23 protein-coding genes are annotated in these 22,360 nt (G+C 66.6%); 20 read left to right on the top strand and 3 right to left on the bottom strand.

Features of this window, described 5'->3' with window-relative positions; genetic code table 11:
* Positions 1-10 precede the first annotated feature (10 nt).
* The 11 genes from EAE28_RS09295 (at position 11) to EAE28_RS09245 (ending at position 11,159) form a co-directional block, all read left to right on the top strand.
* Complete coding sequence (locus tag EAE28_RS09295) at positions 11-877, top strand: branched-chain amino acid ABC transporter permease (RefSeq protein WP_127105573.1); 867 nt, start codon at positions 11-13, stop codon at positions 875-877.
* Positions 874-1,797, top strand: coding sequence for a branched-chain amino acid ABC transporter permease (locus EAE28_RS09290; protein ID WP_127105572.1), 924 nt, complete (start codon positions 874-876; stop codon positions 1,795-1,797). The genes EAE28_RS09295 and EAE28_RS09290 overlap by 4 nt, the downstream gene beginning before the upstream one ends.
* Entirely contained in the window at positions 1,794-2,525 is a 732-nt protein-coding gene (locus EAE28_RS09285) for an ABC transporter ATP-binding protein (RefSeq protein ID WP_127105571.1), read from the top strand. Before EAE28_RS09290 ends, EAE28_RS09285 begins: the two co-directional genes overlap by 4 nt.
* Positions 2,518-3,660, top strand: a complete 1,143-nt coding sequence (locus EAE28_RS24345) for an ATP-binding cassette domain-containing protein (RefSeq protein ID WP_181954484.1) — start codon at positions 2,518-2,520, stop codon at positions 3,658-3,660. The genes EAE28_RS09285 and EAE28_RS24345 overlap by 8 nt, the downstream gene beginning before the upstream one ends.
* 1 nt (position 3,661) lies before the next feature.
* Positions 3,662-5,134: an aldehyde dehydrogenase family protein gene (locus EAE28_RS09275; RefSeq protein ID WP_127105570.1), complete on the top strand. Its 1,473-nt coding sequence runs from the start codon at positions 3,662-3,664 to the stop codon at positions 5,132-5,134.
* Positions 5,134-5,895, top strand: coding sequence for a Rossmann-fold NAD(P)-binding domain-containing protein (locus EAE28_RS09270; protein ID WP_127105569.1), 762 nt, complete (start codon positions 5,134-5,136; stop codon positions 5,893-5,895). Before EAE28_RS09275 ends, EAE28_RS09270 begins: the two co-directional genes overlap by 1 nt.
* 22 nt (positions 5,896-5,917) lie before the next feature.
* Positions 5,918-7,459: a flotillin family protein gene (locus EAE28_RS09265; RefSeq protein WP_127105568.1), complete on the top strand. Its 1,542-nt coding sequence runs from the start codon at positions 5,918-5,920 to the stop codon at positions 7,457-7,459.
* Between the two features lie 249 nt (positions 7,460-7,708).
* Positions 7,709-8,038, top strand: coding sequence for a preprotein translocase subunit YajC (yajC, locus tag EAE28_RS09260; RefSeq protein WP_127105567.1), 330 nt, complete (start codon positions 7,709-7,711; stop codon positions 8,036-8,038).
* A gap of 106 nt (positions 8,039-8,144) precedes the next feature.
* Positions 8,145-9,809, top strand: a complete 1,665-nt coding sequence (secD, locus tag EAE28_RS09255; protein ID WP_127105566.1) for a protein translocase subunit SecD — start codon at positions 8,145-8,147, stop codon at positions 9,807-9,809.
* Between the two features lie 10 nt (positions 9,810-9,819).
* Positions 9,820-10,794 carry a protein translocase subunit SecF gene (gene secF, locus EAE28_RS09250; RefSeq protein WP_127105565.1) on the top strand — a complete coding sequence of 325 codons (975 nt, stop codon included), beginning with the start codon at positions 9,820-9,822 and terminating at the stop codon, positions 10,792-10,794.
* Entirely contained in the window at positions 10,791-11,159 is a 369-nt protein-coding gene (locus EAE28_RS09245) for an Mth938-like domain-containing protein (protein WP_127105564.1), read from the top strand. The genes secF and EAE28_RS09245 overlap by 4 nt, the downstream gene beginning before the upstream one ends.
* Here the strand turns inward: EAE28_RS09245 and ygfZ are convergent.
* Complete coding sequence (ygfZ, locus tag EAE28_RS09240; RefSeq protein ID WP_127105563.1) at positions 11,156-11,956, bottom strand: CAF17-like 4Fe-4S cluster assembly/insertion protein YgfZ; 801 nt, start codon at positions 11,954-11,956, stop codon at positions 11,156-11,158. The genes EAE28_RS09245 and ygfZ overlap by 4 nt on opposite strands.
* A 160-nt stretch (positions 11,957-12,116) precedes the next feature.
* On the opposite strand from ygfZ, the gene EAE28_RS09235 reads away from it, so the two are divergent.
* The 4 genes from EAE28_RS09235 to EAE28_RS09220 all read left to right on the top strand — a co-directional run bounded on the left by EAE28_RS09235 (position 12,117) and on the right by EAE28_RS09220 (position 15,449).
* Positions 12,117-13,307: a pyridoxal-phosphate-dependent aminotransferase family protein gene (locus EAE28_RS09235; protein WP_127105562.1), complete on the top strand. Its 1,191-nt coding sequence runs from the start codon at positions 12,117-12,119 to the stop codon at positions 13,305-13,307.
* Between the two features lie 130 nt (positions 13,308-13,437).
* Entirely contained in the window at positions 13,438-13,818 is a 381-nt protein-coding gene (locus tag EAE28_RS09230) for a VOC family protein (protein ID WP_127105561.1), read from the top strand.
* Positions 13,819-13,902: 84 nt separating this feature from the next.
* On the top strand, positions 13,903-14,601 hold the full coding sequence (locus tag EAE28_RS09225) for a DUF3592 domain-containing protein (RefSeq protein ID WP_164736595.1): 699 nt from the start codon (positions 13,903-13,905) through the stop codon (positions 14,599-14,601).
* Positions 14,583-15,449, top strand: a complete 867-nt coding sequence (locus EAE28_RS09220) for a hypothetical protein (RefSeq protein ID WP_127105559.1) — start codon at positions 14,583-14,585, stop codon at positions 15,447-15,449. The genes EAE28_RS09225 and EAE28_RS09220 overlap by 19 nt, the downstream gene beginning before the upstream one ends.
* 2 nt (positions 15,450-15,451) lie before the next feature.
* On the opposite strand, the gene EAE28_RS09215 is transcribed toward EAE28_RS09220, so the two are convergent.
* The gene (locus EAE28_RS09215) at positions 15,452-15,883 is read right to left on the bottom strand and encodes an Lrp/AsnC family transcriptional regulator (protein ID WP_127105558.1); all 432 of its coding nucleotides are present in this window, start codon (positions 15,881-15,883) and stop codon (positions 15,452-15,454) included.
* Positions 15,884-16,043: 160 nt separating this feature from the next.
* Between EAE28_RS09215 and EAE28_RS09210 the strand changes: the two genes are divergently transcribed.
* From EAE28_RS09210 to EAE28_RS09190, 5 genes are all read left to right on the top strand, one after another.
* Positions 16,044-17,204, top strand: a complete 1,161-nt coding sequence (locus EAE28_RS09210; RefSeq protein ID WP_127105557.1) for a type III PLP-dependent enzyme — start codon at positions 16,044-16,046, stop codon at positions 17,202-17,204.
* A 65-nt stretch (positions 17,205-17,269) separates the two neighbouring features.
* Positions 17,270-19,564, top strand: a complete 2,295-nt coding sequence (locus EAE28_RS09205; protein ID WP_127105556.1) for a xanthine dehydrogenase family protein molybdopterin-binding subunit — start codon at positions 17,270-17,272, stop codon at positions 19,562-19,564.
* Positions 19,561-20,664 carry a pyridoxal phosphate-dependent aminotransferase gene (locus tag EAE28_RS09200; RefSeq protein ID WP_127105555.1) on the top strand — a complete coding sequence of 368 codons (1,104 nt, stop codon included), beginning with the start codon at positions 19,561-19,563 and terminating at the stop codon, positions 20,662-20,664. The genes EAE28_RS09205 and EAE28_RS09200 overlap by 4 nt, the downstream gene beginning before the upstream one ends.
* Before the next feature lie 86 nt (positions 20,665-20,750).
* A complete protein-coding gene (gene copM / locus EAE28_RS09195) occupies positions 20,751-21,110 on the top strand; it encodes a CopM family metallochaperone (protein ID WP_127105554.1) in 360 nt (119 codons plus the stop codon).
* Between the two features lie 86 nt (positions 21,111-21,196).
* A complete protein-coding gene (locus EAE28_RS09190) occupies positions 21,197-21,682 on the top strand; it encodes a PaaI family thioesterase (protein WP_127105553.1) in 486 nt (161 codons plus the stop codon).
* A gap of 60 nt (positions 21,683-21,742) precedes the next feature.
* Here the strand turns inward: EAE28_RS09190 and EAE28_RS09185 are convergent, their stop codons facing one another.
* Positions 21,743-22,336 (bottom strand): SAM-dependent methyltransferase, encoded by a 594-nt coding sequence (locus EAE28_RS09185; RefSeq protein WP_127105552.1) that lies wholly within the window; start codon positions 22,334-22,336, stop codon positions 21,743-21,745.
* Positions 22,337-22,360: the final 24 nt, after the last annotated feature.

The raw sequence follows: 22,360 nt of genomic DNA, 5'->3' as shown, positions 1-22,360 counted from the left end.
ACGTACCCTGATGTTCATCCTGATCACCGGCCTTTTGCTGGGCGGCACCTATGCGCTCATCGCCATGGGGCTGAACCTGCAATACGGCGTGGCGCGCATCATGAACCTCGCCAATGGCGAGATGCTGGTCGCCGGAGGCTTCGCTGCCTTCTGGGTCTACACCGCCGGTCAGGTGAACCCCATCGCCGCGCTGATCGTCGTGGCACCCCTGGCCTTCGCCGTGAACTGGGTGCTCTACCGCGTCATGCTGCAACCGCTGGTCACCCGCGCCAAAAACCGGGGCCAGCTGGAAACCGACAGCATTCTTGCGACCTTCGGCATGTCCTTTGCCTTTGTCGGCGTGATGACCTGGGTTTTTGGCGGCGGGTATTTCAACTATGCCTTCCTTGCCCAGCCGTTCGAGATGTTCGGCTCGTCCTACGCGCAGAACCGCATCGTCGCCTTCCTGATCGCCACCGTGATCGCCGCTGCGCTCTGGCTCTGGCTCACCTATTCCCGTGCCGGGCTCAGGATGCGCGCCGTCGCCGTTAACCCGCGCTCGGCCCGGCTGGTCGGCATCGACGTCAAGGCCACCTCGGCCCTCGCCTTCGCACTGGGCGGTGCGATCACTGCGACCGGAGGCTCGCTAATTTCAATGTTCTTCACCCTCGATGCGTCGGTCGGCGTGCTCTTCACCATGAAAGCCCTGATCATCGTCATTATGGGCGGCGTTGGTGACATCCGTGGCACCATCATTGCCGCGCTAATTCTCGGCATTGCCGAAACCGCCGTCGCCCGGCTGATCGACCCCGGCCTCACCCTCGCCGCCGCCTATTTCCTCTTCCTAGCCGTGCTGCTGTTCCGCCCGCAGGGTCTGTTCGGAAAGAAACCGACATGAGCACCCGCGAGATCCGCAACCTGATCGTCTCGGCCCTGCTGATCGGCCTCTGCTGCCTGCTGCCCGTCTACGGCTCGCCCTATTGGCTGACCATGGGCACCACCATCGCCATGTATGCCGTGCTCTCGACCTCCTGGGCGCTGTTCTCCGGCCCCACGCATTACATCTCGCTCGCCACCGCCGCCTTCTTCGGCGTCGGCACCTTCGTCACCGGCCTTGGGTTTCAGGACCTGCCGTTCTGGACCCTCCCCGTCATCGCCGCCGCCCTCGGCGCGGTGTTGGCCGCACTGGTCGGCATGGTCACCCTGCGCCTGTCGGGCGTCTATTTCGTCATCTTCACCCTCGGTCTGGCCGAGATGGTCCGGCAGGTCGTCACCTGGGTACAAAACCAGACCGGCCACCGGGGGATGTATGTCCTGACCTCGCTGACCGAGCGTGAAATCTACTGGATGCTCATCGCCCTTGCCTCCCTCGTCTTCCTTGCGGGCTGGCTGATCGGGCGCTCGAAACTGGGCTTTGCCCTGCGCATCATCGGCAATGACGAAACCGTCGCCAAGCATTCCGGCATCGACACCGCGCTGGCCAAAGTGCTGCTCTTCATGGTGCCCGGAGCCGCCGCTGCCGCCACCGGCGCCATCCTCGCCCCGCGCTATATCTACATCGAACCCTCGACCGCTTTCGCGCCGCTGCTGTCGTTCCAGGTCGTCATCATGGCGCTGCTTGGTGGCACCGGCCGCCTTTGGGGCCCCATCGCCGGGGTGATCCCCTTCACCCTACTGTGGGAAGCGATCACCCGCCAAGCCCCCAACCAGACCCTGCTCCTCCTTGGCCTCGCCTTCCTGCTGATCGTCTACGTCCTGCCCGGCGGTTTCGTCGGCCTCTGGGACCGCCTGCGCCGCCGCTACGGGGGCAACCAATGAGCAAAATCATCCTGCAAGCCCGCGACGTGACCAAGCGTTTCGGCGGTCTGGTCGCCGTGAACGGTGTCAGCTTTGACGTGACCGAGCATCAGGTGATGGGCATCATCGGCCCCAACGGCTCGGGCAAATCGACGATGATCAACATGATCTCGGGCAGTTTCGTGCCCAGCGCCGGGTCGATCCAGCTGAACGGTCGCGAGCTGGCCGGGCAGCCCGCCCACAAGGTCGCGCGCCTTGGGGTCGGGCGCACCTTCCAGCTGGTCCGCCTGCTGCCCGAACTCACCGTCACGCAAAACGTCCTTGCCGGTGCCGCCTTCGGCCATCGCCGCCGCTGGGGGCCCGAGGCCGAGCGTTTCGCCCACACCCTGCTCGACCGCCTCGGTCTGGGGCAGGTCGCGGGCCTGCCCGTCTCGGCCCTCACCTATATCGACACCAAGCGCGTCGAACTCGCCCGCGCGCTGGCCGGAGAGCCCGAGGTGCTGCTGCTCGACGAATGGCTCGCCGGTCTCAACCCGACCGAGCTGTCCACCGGCATCGACCTGATCAAATCCTTGCGCGACGAGGGCCGCACGATCATCCTTGTCGAACATGTCATGGACGCCATCCGCAGCCTGTGTGACCGCTGCGTGGTCATGTCTTCGGGCACCAAGATCGCCGAGGGCACACCCGCCGAGGTTCTCTCTGACCGCGAAGTGATCCGCGCCTATCTGGGGGATGACGATGCTTGAAATCGCTGGCCTATCCGTCCGCTACGGCAAACACACCGCCCTCACCGACACCGCGCTCAGCGTGAAAAAGGGTGAGATCGTCGTCATTCTGGGCGCCAACGGGGCGGGCAAGTCCACCCTGCTCAAAGCCATCGCCGGGATCTGCGAAGGGCAGACGACCGGCAGTGTCACCATGGGGTCCGACCCCGTGCTCGGCCTTCCCGCCCACAAGGTTGTCGAACGCGGCATCGCGCTGGTCCCTGAGGGGCGCGGGATCTTCGGCGACCTCACCGTGCGCGAGAACCTGCTGCTGGGCGCGAACCCGCAGCGCGCCCGCGAAGAGGCCGACGCCAATTTCGAGCGCCTCATCCGCCTGTTCCCCAAGCTGACCGACCGCGCCGGACAGACCGTGCGCACCATGTCGGGCGGTGAGCAGCAGATGGTCGCCATCGGTCGCGCGATGATGTCCAACCCGGAAATCCTGATGCTGGACGAACCCAGCCTCGGCCTGTCGCCCCTGCTCGCCAAAGAACTCTTCCAGAACCTCAAGGCCGTGCGCGCTGCCGGTCTCGGCATCCTTCTGGTCGAGCAAAACGCCAAGCTCAGCCTTGCCATCGCCGACCGGGGCTACCTGCTCGAAAACGGCCGCATCCTGCGCGAGGATAAAGCCTCGGTCCTGCTGCACGACCCCGCCGTCCAAGCCGCCTATCTCGGCGGTGCCGCCAGTCACGCCACCGGCCCGGCCAAGCCGACCCCAGCCCCGCAACCCGCGCCCGTCACCCCAACCCCGCGTGCAAGGCCGACAGCCACCGTCCCCTCATCACAGATCGCGGGCCTCGACATCGACGCCCTCGTCGCCAGCGCCGCGCAAAAAGCCGTGCGCCCGCCCAGCACGCTCACCCCCGCCTACACGGCCAGCGCCCCGCGCCCCGACCATTTGCACCAAACCCTTTCGGCCATCGAGAGCGCCGCCCGCCAACCGCGCCCCTCCTCGCTGCCGCCCCTGCGCCCGCAAGCCCGCACCAACGCGCCCACCGCCGCCGCACCCATAAAACAACGCCCCACCACCGGCGCCCCCACCCCGATCCCGGGAGGCCGCGTCGACATCTACCGCCGCCGCCCCGGCACATCGCAGTTCGACAAGACCGAGGTCTGACATGCTCGACGCCCCCGCCGCCAAAACGATCCGAGGCCAGTACATCAACGGCCAATGGGTCCGCACTGCCCGCAACTTCGCCGACATCAACCCCTCGACCGGCGCGCTGTTCGCCGAAGCCCCGGACGGCACGCGCAGCGATGCCCGCGCCGCCATCGAGGCCGCCCACGCCGCCTTTCCGGCCTGGGCCGAGATGAAATTCACCGAGCGCGCGCATCTGCTCAACCGCATCAGCGACATCTGGGAACGCCGCGCGCCCGACTTCATCGCCTGCGCGCAGGCCGAGGGCGGCGGCTGGTACGGCAAGGGCGCGTTCGAGGCGCATTACGTCACCGAAGTCTTCCGCTCCGCCGCCGCCATCTGCTACCAGCCGCTCGGTGAGGTGCTGCCGTCCGAATACGGCAAGGTCTCAACCGGCGTGCGCTACCCGATGGGCGTCATTTCGGTGATCAGCCCGTGGAATTTCCCCGGCGTCCTGACCGCGCGCGGCTTCGCCTTCGCGCTGGCCGCTGGCAACACCATCGTGCTCAAACCGTCCGAGGACACGCCCTGGATCGGTGGCCTCTACTTTGCCGAGATTATGGAAGAGGCCCGCGTCCCCCCCGGTGTCTTCAACGTCGTCACCTGCGCGCGCGAAGGCGTCGCCGCGATGGGCGATGAGCTGATCGAGCACCCCTATGTCAAAGGCATCTCCTTCACCGGCTCCACCCCCGTCGGCCGCGCCATCGCCGCCAAGGCGGGCGCGCATCTGAAAAAGGCCTGCGTTGAGTTGGGCGGCAAGGACAGCCTGATCATACTCGACGATGCCGATCTGGACCGCGCCGCCCAGGCCGCCAATTTCGGCAGCTTCATGCATCAGGGCCAGATCTGCATGAGTGTTGAAAAAGTGCTGGTGCATGAAAAGGTATACGCTGAATTCCTGCCCAAATTCGCCGAACGGGCTGCAAAACTGAAAGTCGGCGACAGCGCCGACCCTGCTAACGTCATCGGCCCCTTGATCAACGACCGCCAGGTCGCCCGCGTCAAAGCCCAGCTTGATGACGCCATCGCCAAGGGCGCGAAAGTCGTCACCGGCGGCAAGATCACCGGGCGCTTTGTCCAGCCGACGCTGCTGACCGGCGTCACCCCCGACATGCTGATCTACCGCGACGAGACCTTCGGCCCCGTTGTCCCGGTCATCCCCTTTCGCACCGATGACGAGGCCATCGCGCTCAACAACGACACCGAATACGGCCTCTCGGCGGGCATCTTCAGCCGCGACGAAGCCCGCGCGCTGGCCATGACCAAGCGGTTGGAAACCGGCATGTGCCACATCAACTGTACCTCGGTGAATGACGAACCGCACGTCCCCTTCGGCGGCTCCAAAGCCTCGGGCCTTGGCCGTCACGGTGGGCGCTGGTCGATCGAGACCTTCACCGAAACCCGCTGGATCACGCTGGATCGTGGCGGCCGCCCCTACCCGCCGGTCTTCTGATGCCCGATCTGCCCCGCCTCCTGCTCAACCGCCGCATTGCCGTGCTCGGCTCGGGCCATGGCCTTGGCCGCGCCGTGGCCAAGGCAGCGCAGGCCGCGGGGGCCGAGGTCTTGGGCATCGACAGCGACGCCCGCTTTGACCACATTGACGCCCTCTACCGCACCGACCTCAGCGACCCCGCCGCGATGGACGCCGTCGCGCAGACCCTGCCAAAGGGACTCGACGGCCTCGCCCTCTTCCCCGCCATCCCCGACGCCGACCCGGCTACCCAGCTAGCCCAGGCCCTCGCCGCTCCCAAACGCCTCGCCGAGGCCCTCGCCCCCACCCTCGCCCCCGGCGCGAGCCTCCTCACCCGCGCCGCCCCCCGCCACGCCGACTGGCCGCGCGCGCTCGACCTGATCCGCGCCGCCGCCGCTCTGCGTCCCGGCGAGGCCGACGATTTCGCCTCCCGCTGGGCGCTGCAGGCCGAAGCCATTGACACCCCCCGCCTGATCGGCTGGGCGATGCTCGCCTGGACCCTCACCCATTGCCACAGCTGGCCCGGCCTCCGCGTCAACGCCCTGACCCCCGCCAGCCCCGACGGCCACCTGCCGCCCGCGATCAGCGTCGCCAGCGGCCTCGACGCCGCCCAAGGCCCCGCCCTCGCGGCACAGGCCGCCGTCTTCTTGCTGTCCGGCCTCTCGGCGGGCCTGACAGGCGCCACCATCGCCGCCGATGCCGGGTTCTCTGCCCAGATACAAACGCGTCTCGAAGGGCTGTAAGCCCCCCGGAAAGGAACATCAGATGAGCACCATCTTCTGGATCATCGCCCTGATCATCGTGCTGGCCGCCCTCATCGCGCTGGCTGCCGCGTTCTACCAGCGGGGCACCAACGCGATCAGCCTCGTGCGCACTGGCATCGGCGGGCGCAAGATCGTGATCGACGGCGGGATGCTGGCGCTACCCTGGTTCCACGAGGTCGCGCGCGTCAACATGCAGACCCTGCGCCTGCATCTGGACCGCCGCGCCGACCAGTCGCTGATCACCCGCGACCGGATGCGCGTCGATGTCGGCGCGGAATTCTACCTCTCGGTCCCGCCCGATGAAGCCTCCATCGCCCGCGCCGCCCAGACGCTGGGCCGGCGCAGCTTTCAACCCGATGAGCTGCACGCGCTGATCGAGGGCATGTTCGTCGACGCCCTGCGCGCCGTCGCCGCCCGCCACACGATGGACGAGCTGCACGAAGGCCGCGCCGAATTCGTCGCCGCCGTGCGCAACGCGCTGGCCGAACCGATCACCCGCTACGGGCTGCAACTCGACTCCGTGTCACTCACCGCGCTCGACCAGACCCCGGTCGCAGCACTGGATGAAAACAACGCCTTCAACGCCGTCGGCCTGCGCAAACTGGCCGAGGTTGTCGCGCAATCGAAGAAAGAGCGCGCCGAGATCGAGGGCGACACCGCCGTCTCGGTCCGCCGCGCCGCGATGGAAGCCTCCCGCCGCAAGATGGAGATCGACCTCGAGGAACGCCGCGCCGAAATCTCGCAGGCCCAGCAGATCGAAGCCCTGATGGCGACCCAACTGGCCGAAGTCGCCCGCGCCAAGGCCGAGGCCGAACGCTCTGCCGCCCAGTCGCGCATCCAGATGGAACAGCAGATCCAGACCGCCGACATCGCCCGCGAACAGGCGATCCGCGAGGCTGAAATCCTGCGCGCCCGCGCACTGGAAATCGCCGAACAGGACCGCGCCGTGCAGGTGCTCGCCAAGAGTCAGGAGGAAAGCCGCGCGCAGGCCGACGCCGATCTGGCCCGCGCCGAGGCTGTGCGTGCCCACGAATCCATCGAAACCGCCCGCGCCGGGGCTGAAGCCGAGCGCCGCCGCGACCTCGGCGTCATCGCCGCCGAAGCCGACGCCGCAGCCAGCGCGCGCCGGGCGGAAATCGCCTCGGCCTCGGCCCGCGCGGTCGCTGCCGACACGCTCGAAACCGCCAAGCTCGACGCGCAAGCCTCACTCGCCCGACGACACGCCGAGGCCGAAGCCCTCACCGCCCGCATCGCCGCCGAAAACACCCGCTCGGACGCCAGCCTCGCCCATGCTGTCGAACTCGCCCGGCTCGAAGCCCTGCCCAAAACACTGGGCGAGATGATGAAGCCGGTCGAAAAGATCAAGGAAATCAACATCCATCAGGTGGGCACGGTCGAGGGGTCGCGCGGCGCGATCCTGCAAGCCCTCGAAGGCGTGCTCGATCAGGCCGTCAGCGCCCCCAACCTGCACCGCGTCCTCGACCGCCTCACCGACGACATCCGTCACGGCGACATCGACCGAAAGCGCCGCCGCGACGACTAGCCCCCATCATCTGTCCCCAAATATCCCGGGGGCGGGCCGGCACGGCCCGGCGGGGGCAGCGCCCCCGAGCGGCGGGCGGCCCCCTCGATGGGGGCCGCCCGCCGCCCCCCCCTTACCGGCAAACACGCGCCTGTCATCGCGCTTTTTCGCCTCACCCCTCTCGCTTGAACTCACCAAAGCCCCCATATAGGGTGCGCGCGACCTGACGTCGGGGGCTATCCCCGGCCCGATGATGACCCGAGGAGCCCCATGTTCATCACCCCTGCCTTTGCCCAGACCGCCGGCGCTGCCGGTGCCGGTAGCCTGATTTCGTCACTCGTCCCCTTCGTCCTGATTTTCGGGATCATGTGGTTCCTGCTGATCCGCCCGCAGCAAAAGAAAGTCAAAGAGCATCGCGCGATGGTCGATGCCCTGCGCCGTGGCGATCAGGTGATCACGGCAGGTGGCCTGATCGGCAAGGTTGCCAAGGTCAAGGAAGACGGTGAAGTCGAGGTCGAGATCGCCGAAGGCGTGAAAGTCCGCGTCGTGCGCTCGACCATCACCACCGTGATGTCCAAGAGCGAACCGGCAGCCAGCTGATATCGCCTTCTGCGGTCGCGGCGCACAGCTCGTGCCGCGGCCCTGACCGGGCGCTCACAGCGCCCTTCCCGGCCCCCGTTGCCCGGCTCCATCGCAAGGCCTCACCATGCTGCAAGTCTCCCTTTGGAAGCGCGCGCTGATCATTCTGATCTGTCTGGGCGCTGCCGTCTTCGCTGCGCCCAACCTGTTCTACGATCAGGTCGAGCGCCATAATGATGCCGTCGCGACGATCGAGGCTGGCACCTCGACCCCCGAGCTGGAAGCCGAACGCGCGCTTTGGCCCGACTGGCTGCCCTCTGATCTGGTCAACCTCGGGCTCGATCTGCGCGGCGGCGCGCATCTGCTGGCCGAAGTGCAGGTCTCGGACGTCTACGCCGACCGCATCGACGCCCTCTGGCCCGAGGTCCGCGACCTCCTGCGCGCCGAGCGTTCCACCGTCGGCGGTGTCCGCCGCATGCCCTCGGACGATCCCGGCGTCCTGCGCATCGCCATCGGCAATACCGATGCCCTGCCGCAAGCGCTCGAAACCGTGCGCACGCTGTCGCAGCCCATGCAGACGCTGACCGGCATCGGTCAGCAGGATCTCGATATCCACCTCGATGGCAACGAGATCGTCGTCACCCTGTCCGAGGCCGAGCGTCTGGCCACCGATGACCGCACCATGCGCCAGTCGCTGGAAATCATCCGCCGCCGCGTCGATGAAGTCGGCACCCGCGAGCCGACGATCCTGCGTCAGGGCACCGACCGTATCCTGATTCAGGTGCCCGGCATCGGCTCGGCAGACGAACTCAAGTCGCTGATCGGCACCACGGCACGCCTGACGTTCCACCCGGTCGTGCGCACCACCTCGAACGCGAACGAAGCCCCCGGTCCACGGCAGGTGATCTACCCGTCGATGGACCAGCAAGGCGTCTACTACATTCTGGAACAAACCCCCGTCGTCAACGGCGAGCAGCTGACCGACGCGCAGCCGACCTTCGACCAGAACGGCCGTCCCGCCGTCAGCTTCCGCTTCAACCCGGCGGGCGCACGGGCCTTCGGGCTCTATACCGCGGAAAACATCGGCAGCCCCTTCGCGATTGTGCTGGATAACGAGGTCATCTCGGCCCCGGTCATCCAGTCGCATATCTCCGGCGGCTCGGGCATCATCACCGGGCGCTTCACCGTCGAGGAAAGCACCAATCTATCGGTCCTGCTGCGCGCCGGTGCCCTGCCCGCCGAAATGACTTTCCTTGAAGAACGCACCATCGGGCCCGAACTGGGTCAGGACAGCGTCGACGCCGGCAAGACCGCCGCCATCGTCGCCATGGTCGCGGTGCTGCTCTACATGGGCCTCAGCTATGGCCTGTTCGGCTGGATCGCCAATGTCGCGTTGGTGTTCAACATCATGATGGTGTTCGCGGTTCTCTCGCTGATCGGCGGCACGCTCACGCTGCCGGGCATCGCCGGGATCGTGCTGACGATCGGTATGGCCGTCGACGCCAACGTGCTCATCTTCGAACGTATCCGCGAGGAGTTGCGCACGGCGCGTGGCCCGGCACGGGCCATCGAGCTGGGCTATGAAAAGGCGATGTCGGCCATTCTCGACGCCAACATCACCACCTTCATCACCGCCGCGATCCTCTTTGCACTGGGCTCCGGCCCGGTCCGCGGCTTCGCCATCACCCTGGGACTGGGGATCATCACCTCGGTCTTCTCGGCGATCTTTGTGACGCGCCTGATCATCATCTGGTGGTTCGAGCGTCGCCGTCCCAAGACGATGTCCCTGTAAGGATCGACCCATGTTCCGGCTGAAAATCGTTCCTGACGATACCAACATCAACTTCATGGGGCCGTGGCGTTACACCTTCGGCCTGTCGGTGCTGCTCATGGCAGCCTCGATCGCGGTGTTCTTCGCGGTCGGGCTGAACTTCGGCATCGACTTCCGCGGCGGCACCTCGATCCGTACCGAGGGGACGCAGCCCGTCGATATCGGCGCTTACCGCGAGTCGCTGGCCCCGATGGGTCTGGGCGACATCGCCATCACGCAGGTCTTTGACCCCACCTACGGGCCAGAGCGGAACGTCGCGATGATCCGCATTCAGGCGCAGGGTGACACCGAATCCGTGACGCCCGAGGTGCTCAACCAGGTCGAAACCTCGCTGCAAACCTACGATTCGACGCTGCATTTCACCTCGGTGGAATCGGTCGGCCCCAAGGTTTCGGGCGAGCTGGTGCAAGAGGCGATCCTCGCCGTCGCTGCGGCACTGGGGGCTGTGCTGGTCTACATCTGGCTGCGTTTCGAATGGCAGTTCGCGCTGGGGGCCGTGGCAGCACTGGTGCATGACATCACGCTGACCATAGGCGTCTTCGTCGTGCTGCAACTGCGCTTTGATCTGGCGATCATCGCAGCATTGCTGACCATCGTCGGCTATTCGCTCAACGACACCGTGGTGGTGTTCGACCGCATGCGCGAAAACTTCATCAAGTTCAAAAAGCGCAGCATTCTCGACGTGATGAACCTGTCGCTGAACGAGACCCTGACGCGAACCTTGATGACCTCGTTCACCACCCTGATCGCGCTGATCGCCCTGTTCGTGCTGGGCGGCGATGTGATCCGTGGCTTTGTCTTCGCGATGATCTGGGGCGTGTTCGTGGGGACGTGGTCCTCGGTCTATGTCGCCGCCGTCATCGTCAAGTACCTTGGCGTCAAGCGCGATTGGGACAAAGGTGGCGACAAGGCTGGGACGCAGTTCACCACCTCGGACGCGAAATGAAACTGACCGAGATCGACTTTGGCGCCGCCCAACCCATCGAGGGGTATGGCCCTGGCTTTTTCCGGCTGGGCGGCGTTGTCCACCCTGCCCCGGTGCTGTTTGTACCGGGACAGGTGGTGACATGGGGCGGCTTTGACGACATAGACGCCTTGCTGCCGCTGGCCGATCAGGTCGATGTGCTGTTCATCGGCACCGGGCGTGACATCGGCCACATCCCGGCCGACCTGCGCCAAACGCTCGAAGCCGCCGGTCTGGGGGTCGAGGTCATGTCCTCGCCCGCCGCCTGCCGCACCTATAATGTCCTGCTGTCCGAGGGCCGGCGCGTCGCCATCGCCCTTTTGCCCGTGGGCGAGGCCGAGGCTTAAGCCTCGCCTCCCACGCTGACCTCGACGCCATCGGCGGTCAGCGGCCCGTCGATCCGGTCCATCCGCACCAAGGCCAGCCCCTGCCCGCCCGCTTGCGTGTAGAGCACGCCGGCCTCGCGCCCGTCTTCCATCAAAACCGGCGTTCCCACCGGCACCGCGCCCGCGACCTGCACCGACACCAACCCCCGGCGCAGCGTGGTCTTGTGGTGCATCCGCGCCGTGACCTCCTGCCCTACGTAGCAGCCCTTGCGGAAATCGACGCCGTTCAGGCGCTCGAACCCCAGCTCCAGAATGAAACTGTCGCCGGGCACCAACTCGGCCCCCGTCTCGGGCACCAGCGCCGCAATGCGCCGCGCGTCCCAATCAACCGCCTCACCCTGCGTCAGCGCCTGCCCATAGAGCCGCCAGCCCAGCGCCGCGTCGCGCGGATCAGCCAGCGCGCCCTCAGGCGCCGGACCGATGCCCCGCGTCACCGGCATCTCGACCCGGTCAACCACCACCTTCGAGCGCAGCTTGAACATCGTCAGCCGCCGCGCCAGATCGTCGGCCAGATCCTCGGCCACGTCGATCAGCACCGCGTCGGGTTGCGCAACCAGCAGAAAATCGGCGATCAGCTTGCCTTGCGGCGTCAGCAGCGCGCCGTAACCGATGCCATCGCGCACCACCCGGCCCATATCCTGCGTGACCAGCCCTTGCAGATACTTCACCCGGTCCTCTCCCGTCACACGCAGCATGGCACGGCCCTCAACGGGGGCGCAGCGGTTCTCGGGGTTCAGAACAGGTGTCATTTCGGGCATGTCAGTCTCCTTGGCCGCAAAGATATAGGCCCCGCCCCAGCCCTTGCACACCCCTTGACGCAACGCTGTATTGCGCGCGGATCGCATCAGGTCACATTGACGCTTCCCGATGCCGCACCTAGGATCCGCCACCTTAGTGCACATGTTCAGGAGCCGCCCCATGTCTCTCGCCAATGGCCGTCAATATCTGGCCATTCCCGGCCCTTCGGTCATGCCTGACCGCGTCCTCAACGCCATGCACAAAGCAGCCCCCAACATCTACGAGGGCGAGCTGACCGAGATGGTCGGCGGGTTGCGCGATGATCTCAAGGCTGTCGCCCGCACACGCCAGAACCTCGCCATCTATATCGGCAACGGGCATGCCACCTGGGAAGCCGCCAACGCCAATACTTTCAGCCGGGGCGATACCGCCATCGTGCTGGCCACTGGCCGCTTCGGCCACGGCTGGGCCGAGAATGCCCGCCAGCTGGGCGTGAAAACCGCCGTCACCGATTTCGGCAAGGCCGCCCCCATCGACCCCGAGCGCGCCGAGACCGCCCTGCGCGCCAACCCCAACGCCCGCGCCGTGATGGTCACCCACATGGACACCGCCACCTCGGTGCGCAACGACGTGGCCATGGTGCGCAAGCTGATGGACGATCTGGGCCACCCCGGCCTGCTAATGGTCGATTGCATTGCCAGCCTCGCCTGCGACCGGTTCGAGATGGATGACTGGGGCGTCGACGTGATGATCGCGGCCAGCCAGAAGGGCCTGATGACCCCGCCGGGTCTGGGCTTCGTGTTCTTCTCGGACAAGGTCAAGGCCGCGTGCAAATCCTCGGACTTGCGCTCGCCTTACTGGGACTGGACGCCGCGCAACGACGCGCAGTTCTTTTATGAAAACTGGTACGGCACCGCCCCGACCCACCATCTGCTTGGCCTGCGCGAAGCGCTGACCATGCTGCACGAGGAAGGCATCGAGAACGTCTGGGCGCGCCACACCGCGCTGGCCTCCGCCGTCTGGGCCGCCGCCGGGGCGTGGGGCACCGAGGGTGCCTTCCGCCTCAACATCGCCGACCCTGCGCACCGGGGCCATTCGGTCACGGCGGCGCGGCTCTCAGGTGATGACGGCACCCGCCTGCGCCGCTGGACCGAATTCGAGGCCGGCGTGACGCTGGGCATCGGCCTTGGCATGACCGAACCGGGCGAGCCGGGGGCGGATGCCTTCTTCCGCATCGCCCATATGGGCCACGTCAACGCCCACATGACGCTGGGCGCGCTTGCGGTGATCGACACCGGCATGAAGGTTCTGGGCATCCCCCATGGCCCCGGCGCGCTGGACGCCGCCGCCGCCGCACTGGCCAGCGCCTGAGCGATCCGGCGCGGCAGTCACCCTGCCGCGCCGAAATCGCCTTTGCCAAAGGGCGTGGTCTGCGAGAAACTGACCCGGTCCCGGTTGCGGGAATCGTCACCTGTGTGACTTTGCGTTAAGGAATTGGCCGATGGAACCATGGAAACCGACGTCCTATCCCTCCCTGAGCCCCTACCTGATCGCCTCTGACGCCGAGGCCCTGATCGCCTTTATTGAAACCGCCTTTGACGGCAAGCTCTTGCGCCGCTTTGACCGCGACGACGGTTCGCTGATGCATGCCGAGGTCAAGGTTGACGACAGCGTGGTGATGATCGGCGGCGGCGCAACCGACGTGCAGGGGTCGTCCCCCCATCTGCACCTCTATGTCGCCAACGCCGCCGCCGTCTTCGCCCGCGCCGTTGCCGCCGGCGCCACGGTCGTGCAGCAACCCCAGCGACGATCGGAAGGCGACGATCTGCGCGGCGGCGTGCGCGATCCGTCTGGCGCGACGTGGTGGATCGCGTCGCAATAGCCGGGCGCGGGATTGAACCGAATCGGCATCTGGGCCGACCCTATGGCACGGGCCAGTTCCGCCCGCGCCGCATCGGAGCCGCCAATGCCCCCACCGTCCCTGACTTGGCGCGCCTGGACCAGCCGGGCGAGCTTTGGCTTTGTGCTGATGTTCCTGCTGCTCGCAGCGATCATGGTGCCGTTTGCCGTGTTCCAGATACGCGATGCGGCCCTGCTGGCGCGCGACGGCGTCGATGCGCGCGGGGTGATCGTCGACCGCGACATCACCACCCACCGCCGCAACACCGGCGCGACGACGCACAGCTATTACCTTACCGTGCGGTTCAGCGATGGGCAGAACCAGACCCGAACCGCGCGCCATTCGGTGTCGCACAGCACCTACGACCGTGCGCGGATCGGCGCAGCGATGTCGCTGCGTTACTCGGCCTCGGACCCGACAGTGAGCGAGTTCGGGCAAGGCGACACCCGTTGGCACAGCCAGCTGATCGCGGGTGTCGGGGCGGTTTCGGCCACCGTATCGGCGGTTTTTGCCTGGGTGCTGGCGGGCTCCCTACGCTCACAACGCCGCGCCGCGCGGTTTGGCGAGCGCCGCATGGCGCGGGTCACCGAGCTGGTGCGCAATGGCAAGAAACGCTCGAAATACTATTTCGTCCATTGGCAGGCTGGCGATCTCAGCGGCAGATCCATGGCCCAGCACCTCACACGCCTGCCCGCTCTCGGCGATGAAATCCCCGTCTACATCGACCCGCGCAACGGACGCGGCTGGTGGGAGGGCGAGTACTGAGCCCGCTCCTGCGCCTTGCCGCCCGCACGCCCCTTGGCCAGCCGGTTGCGCTGGCCGTGCTTGCGCTTGCCTTGGCCCGGACGCCGCCCATCCCGATCAACGGCGGCCCCGGCGTCACGCTCGCCCCATGGCTGCTGGCCCTCGCAACCGCCCTCGCCCTCTGGCGGCTGCGTCACGCGCCGTCGATGGCCCGCGCGCTGACCAGCGGCCAGACCAGAACCGCCACGGTCACCGATGCCCCCGGCCCCCGCCTCACCTGGACCGACACCACCGACACCCAAGGCCACAGCTTGCGCCGCCAGCCTGATGACTGGCGGCCCCCGGCCGGGCATCGCATCACCCTGCTCGCTGATCCCAGGACCGGCAAAGCGTGGTGGGAGGGCGATCTGCCCGGCGATCTGCTCGCCGCCGACCTGCCCCACCACCCTGACGCCCCGCAAATTCCGTGGAGCCGCCTTGTCGAAAACCCCTTCGCCTGGCTCACCGGGGCCTTCGCGCTTTTCGCCCTGTTGCTGACCTTGGCCCTGCAACGCGGTGATGGCCCGCTGCTGGGCTGGATGATCCTCGGCCTTCTCGGCCTCACCGCCTGGACCGCGCCCAAAGCCGCCGATGACATCATGGCAATGAACCGCGCCGCCCGGCGCGGCGTGCGGCTGTCGGCCAAGGTGACGGGCCACACCGCCACCGGCAACAGCCGCCACCACCAGATGCTCTGGACAACCAAGCAAGGCCACAGCGGCGAGACGCGCCCCAACCAAGGCAAACTCCCCAAACCCGGCGCCAGCATCCGTGTCTATATCGACCCGATCACCCGGCGCGGCTTCTGGAGCGGCGACTACCCCACGTGAGGTCAGGCGATCCGGTCGATCCGTGTCGTCAGATGGATCAGGCTTTCGGACGAGCGCACCCCCGGCAAGGCCCCGATCCCGTCCAGCACCGAATCAAGCTGCTCGGTCGTGGCCGCCGCGACCTGCAACAACAGGTCGAATCGGCCCGAGGTGGTGAAAGCGCGCTCGACCTCGGGGATCGAGCGCAGCCGGGTCAGAATCGACGCCTGATTGCGCGGCTCGATCGACACCAGAATCGACGCCCGGATGCGTGGCCGCTCGGCACTTTGGCCCAATTTCAGTGTGTATCCGACAATTGCGCCCGTCGCCTCCAGCCGTTCAAGCCGCGACTGCACTGTGGTGCGCGCCACCTTCAGCTTGCGCGCCAGCGTCGCCAGAGGCTGACGCGCGTCAGCGGTCAAAAGAGCGATCAGCGCCCGGTCGAGGTCATCCATGGCACCACCCGTCATTCTGCCGAAAATTTCGTCATATTAACGACCCCACGCAGCGATTCAATTCTTTTGATTGGTGGGTTTTCATCCTATTTGCGCCATCCTGTCCTATAGTGCCGGAGGTGGTCCGGACACGATGAACAGCGAGGCGAAAGGTTACGCCATGGGTTTTTCCGAAAGCATCTGGTCCGATCCGGTCGAATATCTCCGGTCGGTGAACCCGAACGACCCGGTGATGTTCCTGTCGCCGGCCGCCCTGCAGACGCAGGCGCAGCGTTTCCTCGACGGGTTTCCGGGTCTGGTGACCTATGCCGTCAAATCCAACCCCGATGAGGCTGTCGTGGACAACCTCGCGGCCGCCGGTGTGTCGGGTTTCGACGTCGCCTCGCCCGAGGAAATCGCCATGATCCGCCGCCTCGTCCCCGACGCGGCGTTGCATTACAACAACCCGGTTCGTGCCAAGCATGAGATCGTCTTTGCCGTTGGCCGCGATGTGGCCAGCTACTCGGTCGATTCGCTCAGCGAACTGGACAAGCTGTTCGCGCTGGTTCCCACCCACCGCGAGAACGGCGAGCGTGTCGAAATCACCGCCCGCTACAAGCTGCCGGTCGCCGGTGCTGCCTATGACTTCGGCGCGAAATTCGGCGCGACCGAGGAACTGGCGACCGAGATCCTCACCCGCGTCGCTGCGGCAGGCTACACGCCGTCGCTGACCTTTCACCCCGGCACGCAATGCGTCGATCCGCAGGCATGGGACGCCTATATCCGCGCTGCCAAGCGCATCAGCGACGCCGCTGGCGTACGCATCCACCGCCTGAACGTCGGCGGCGGTTTCCCGTCGCACCGCGTGCAGGCGATTGTCCCCTCGCTCGACGCGATCTTCCACCTGATCGGTCGCGTGACCGAAGAAGCCTTTGGCGAAGACGCCCCTGCCCTGATCTGCGAACCCGGTCGCGCGCTGGTCGCCGATTCGATGGCGCTGGCCACCCGCATCAAGGGCCTGCGCGACGACAACCACGTCTTCCTGAACGATGGCGTTTACGGGGCCTTCTCGGAACTGCCGCTGATGGGCGCAATGGACCGCATCACCGCCTGGTCGCCTGAGGGCGTGCAGCGCGAGGGTGACACCCGCCGCCGCACCGTCTTTGGCCCGACCTGCGATTCGGTTGACCGCCTACCGGGCGAAACCCCGCTGCCCTCGGACATCGAAGAGGGCGATTACCTGCTGGTTCAGGGCATGGGTGCCTATTCCGTCGCCACCAACACCCGCTTCAACGGCTTTGGTGCGCTGGCGGTTCACATGGTGATGGACCTCTCCGTCTGATCATCGGCCCTTGTCCTCGCGGCGCTGGGGGTTATCCTCGCGCCGCGAGCAGACAGGGGAGCACCATGCGGGCATTCGGACAATCTCAAGGCGTCAAGCGTCGCGAAGATCTGCGGTTTCTGACCGGGACCGGTCAATACATGGCCGACCTGCATCCTGAGGGCCTGCTGCAAGCGGTCTTCCTGCGCTCTCCCGTCGCGCACGGGGTGATCCGCAAGATCGACACCAGCGACGCCGCCGAGATGCCGGGCGTTCAGGCCATCCTCACCGTTGAAGACCTCAAGTCCGCCGGCGTGACCGAGGGCCTGTGGGCCGCCGTCTCGACCGATCGGCGCGGCCTCAAGGGCGCGGTTACCTACCGTCCCATTCTGGCCGACGGCGTGATGCGCCATATGGGCGAACCGGTCGCGATCATCATCGCCGAAACGCGCGAGCAAGGCCTCGACGCCGCTGAAGTGATCGAGCTCGACTACGACGAGAAACCCGCCCATCTGGCCCTGCACACCGGCGGACCGCTGGTGCATGACGAGGTGGCCGACAACCTGCCCGTCGACTGGCATCTGGGCGACACCGACGCCGTCACCGCCGCCTTCGCCAAAGCTGCGCGCGTCACCACGCTGTCCGTGCGCCAGAACCGCGTTGCCGTGGTCAGCATGGAACCCCGCGCCGCGCTGGCCGACTGGGACGGCGAACGGCTGCACTTCGCCTTCAACGGTCAGGGCGTGTGGACCCACAAGCGCGAACTGGCCCGCGTGCTGGGCCTGGACGCTGAAAACGTGCAAGTCACCACGCCCGATGTTGGCGGCGGCTTTGGCATGAAAACCATGCTCTACCCCGAACAATTCGCGCTGGCGCAGGCCGCGCGGGTGCTGGGTCGCCCGATTGCGTGGGTTTCTGACCGGGCCGAAGCGATGCTGTCGGACAACGGCGCGCGCGATCTGGAAAGCGTGGCCGAGCTGGCGTTCGATGACACCAACAAGATCCTCGCCTACCGCGTCACCACCCGCTCGAACCTGGGGGCCTATAACTCGATGTTCGGCCAGAACATCCAGTCCGAGCTGTTCTCCAAGGTGCTCACCGGCGTCTATGACATCCCCTGCGCCACGCTCGACGTGCAGGGCATCTACACCCACACCACCCCCGTCGATGCCTATCGCGGTGCCGGACGCCCTGAGGCGATCACGCTGCTGGAACGCGCCATGGACAACGCCGCGCGCGAACTGGGCGTCTCGCCCTTCGAGCTGCGCGCGCGCAACTTCATCGCGCCGGACAACTTCCCCTACACCACCCCGTCCGAGGTCACCTATGACGTCGGCGACTTTGCCCGCGTGCTGAACCGCGCGCATGAGTTGGGCGATGTCGCAGGCTTCCCTGCCCGCCGCAAGGCCAGCGAGGCCAAAGGCCTGCTGCGCGGCATGGGGCTGAGCTATTACATCGAATCCATTCTGGGCGACGACACCGAAGGCGCGACCGTCGAATTCACCGACGAGGGCCGCGTGAACCTCTACGTCGGCACCCAGTCAAACGGTCAGGGCCATGAGACCGTCTATGCGCAGTACCTGTCCGACCTCACCGGTCTGCCCTTCGATCTGATCGACGTGGTCCAAGGCGACAGCGACCGCATCGCGCGCGGCGGCGGCACCGGCGGCTCGCGCTCGGTCACCGTGCAGTCCGTCGCGACGCATGGCACCGCCGAGGCGATGGTCGCCGCTTTCTCGACCTTCCTTGAGGAAGAGATCGAAGCGACGCCTTTCACCTTTGATGACGGCATCTTCTCGGCCCCCGGCTCGAACCAGCGCCTGACGCTGCTGGAAGCCGCCGATCTGGCCCGCGCCAAGGGCCGCAAAGACCTGCTCAAGCACGAAAAGCGCACCAAGCTGGAAGGCCGCTCGTTCCCCAACGGCGCGCATATCTGCGAGGTCGAGATCGACCCCGAAACCGGCGCGCTGGTCATGGATCGCTATCTGGCCGTCGATGACCTTGGTACCCTGATGCACCCGCAACTGGCCGAAGGTCAGGTCCACGGCGGCATCGCGCAGGGCTTTGGTCAAGCGATTGTCGAAGACACGCAGTTTGATGAGGACGGTCAGTTGCTGACCGGCAGCTTCATGGACTACGCCATGCCCCGCGCCACCGATTTCCCGGCGATCCGCTTTTACAGCGAACCGACGCCGTCGAAAAACAACCCGATCGGCATGAAAGGCTGCGGCGAGGCGGGCACCGTTGCCGCGCTTTCTGCGGTCAGCAATGCCACGCTCGACGCGCTCTGGGATCAGGGCGTTCACCATGTTGACATGCCGATGACCCCGCAACGCATCTGGGGCTGGCTGCAAGACGCCCGGAAAGTCGCCGCTGAATGAGCCCGCGCTATACACGGCTGGTCGATAGCCTGCCTGCCACCGTGCCCTTCGTCGGCCCGGAAACCAACGAACGTGCCCGTGGCGCGGTGTTTGACGCGCGGCTGGGGGCCAATGAGAACGGCTTTGGCCCCTCGCCCCGCGCGATTGCCGCGATGTCGGCGGCCTCGGCCGACCAGTGGATGTATGGCGATCCCGAGAATTTCGATCTGAAACAGGCGATTGCGGCGAAGATGGGCGTCACACCGGCGCATGTCATCGTCGGTGAGGGCATCGACGGCTTGCTCGGCTACCTCGCCCGCCTACTGATCGAACAGGGCGATCCCGTTGTCACCTCGGACGGGGCCTATCCCACCTTCAACTACCACATCGCAGGCTTCGGCGGCGTGCTCCACAAGGTGCCGTACCTCGGCGACCACGAAGACCCCAGCGCGCTGATCCACCGCGCCCGCGACGTGCACGCCAAGCTGATCTACCTCGCCAATCCTGACAACCCGATGGGCAGCTGGCACAGCGCCGAGGTGATCGAAACCATGGTCGCGCAGGTGCCGGACGGCACCCTGCTGGCGCTGGACGAAGCCTATATCGAATTCGCCCCCGCCGGGACGGCCCCGGTGATCGACCCCGACGACCCCCGCGTCATCCGCTTCCGCACCTTCTCGAAGGGCTACGGCATGGCCGGCGCCCGCGTCGCCTATGCCATCGGCGCGCCGGGGCTGATCGCAGCGTTTGACAAGGTGCGCAACCATTTCGGCATGAACCGCGCCGCGCAGATTGGCGCGCTGGCCGCGCTGCAGGACGATGCCTATCTGGCCGAGACCGTCGCCAAAGTCACCCGCGCCCACGCCCGCCTCAACACCATCGCGGCCGAGAACGGGCTGCGCGCCCTGCCGTCGGCCACGAATTTCGTCACGATCGACTGCGGCAAGGACGGCGATTTCGCCCGCAAGGTGCTGGCCGGGGTGGTGAAACGCGGCGTGTTCATCCGCATGCCTTTCGTTGCGCCGCATGACCGCTGCATCCGCGTCAGCGCCGGGCCGGACGCCCAGCTCGACGCCTTTGCCGCCGCCCTGCCGCTGGCGCTGGCCAACGCGCGCGGCTGATCACACGCCCGATCACACGACCGTCATTTGCCTTCCAGTGAGGGGAATCCCGCCAAGGTTTCGGGCACATACACCCGGAGCTCCCCATGCGCCCCTCACGTCTTCTCCTTGCCCTGCCGCTGATCATTCTGACCCTGCCCGCCGCCGCGCAAATGGCCGGGCATCAGAGCCATGCAATGCCGATGGCCGACACCCCGGCGGCCACCGCCTATGCCGAGATCAATGCCCGCATGCATGCCGAAATGGGGGCCGAGATGACCGGCGACGCCGATGTCGATTTCGTCCGGGGCATGATCCCGCACCATCAGGGCGCGGTCGATATGGCGCGCGTTGTGCTGGAATACGGGCAAGACCCTGAAATCCGCGCACTGGCCGAGGGCGTGATCGCCGCGCAGGAAACCGAGATCGCCTTCATGCGCGACTGGCTCGCCCGCCACGGCCAGTGATGACGTTGCGTCGGGCCGCCCCGTCAGGGCTGGCCCGACGCCGCCCGCTTGCCTAGCTTCCCCCACAGCCAGAAGGGAGGCCCGTCATGGCCGAGCAATACCCCGCCAGAAGCCCCGCCGACCTGCCCATCCGCGACGTTGTCGCCAAGATGACCGGGCTTGAGTATATGCAGGCCATCGTCGAGGGCCGCATCGCCGGTGCGCCGATTGCCGAGGTGATGAATTTCCGCATGTATGAGATGAAATTCGGCGAAGCGGCCTTTCGTGGCAGCGCCGAATTCAAGCATCTCAACCCGATGGGCGGCGTTCATGGCGGCTGGTATGGCACCGTGCTGGACAGCGCGCTGGGCTGTTCGGTCGCCACCACGCTGGAGGCGGGCGCGGGCTATACGACGCTGGAATACAAGGTAAACCTGACCCGTGCCCTGAAACCCGGCGTGCTGGTCGAATGCCGGGTGCGGGTCCAGCACGCCGGACGCTCGACCGCGGTGGCTGAGGGCACGATCATCGGTGTCGAGGATGGCAAGCTTTACGCCACCGGCTCGACCACCTGCATCATCCTGCGCGGGTAAGCCGGGGGGCTTCTTGCCGCCGTCGCCCAAAAAAGGTGAGTATTTAGAACAAGGTGAGGATCAGGGGCGGCGTGCCACGAAGTCGATGAGCGCAGAACGCCCGCTGTGACCGCGCCCTTCCTGCACGTCGCGTTCATAGGCGGCGAGGCGCTCGATGCGCCAGCCGGGGAAGGCCGCGACCAGCATCTCGGGCGTCCACATCTGCGCGGTGTCTGACGGCCCGCCGGTGCCCAATGCCACCTGTTCGGGCGTGTAGCCATGCAGCGCGACACGCCCGCCGGGCTTCACCGCCCGCGCGATACTGGCGAATTGCGCGGGGCGCTCGGCGGGCGGCATGAACTGGATGAAGATCCCTACCACCAGATCGAACTGCCGGTCCCAGTCCCAGCCCTGCCAGTCGCTTTCGCGCGTATCGAGCGCCACACCAGCCTTTGCCGCCAGTGCCTTGGCCCGGCCTACCGCCGTCGGCGACAGATCGAACGCCGTGACCTGCACCCCGGCGCGCGCCAGCTGCACCGAATTGCGCCCTTCGCCATCCGCCACGCTCAGCGCGGTTTCCACCCCATCAGTCAGCCATGGGTTCTCGGTCAGAAACAGCGCCGGGGCGGTGCCGAACAGATAATCGGTGGTCTTGGAATAGCGGTTTTCCCACATGCGCGGCGCTCCTTGTGCTTTACG

The sequence above is a fragment of the Pararhodobacter zhoushanensis genome, assembly GCF_003990445.1.
GTDB lineage: Bacteria > Pseudomonadota > Alphaproteobacteria > Rhodobacterales > Rhodobacteraceae > Pararhodobacter > Pararhodobacter zhoushanensis.
This window is presented reverse-complemented; position numbering and strand designations above follow the sequence as displayed.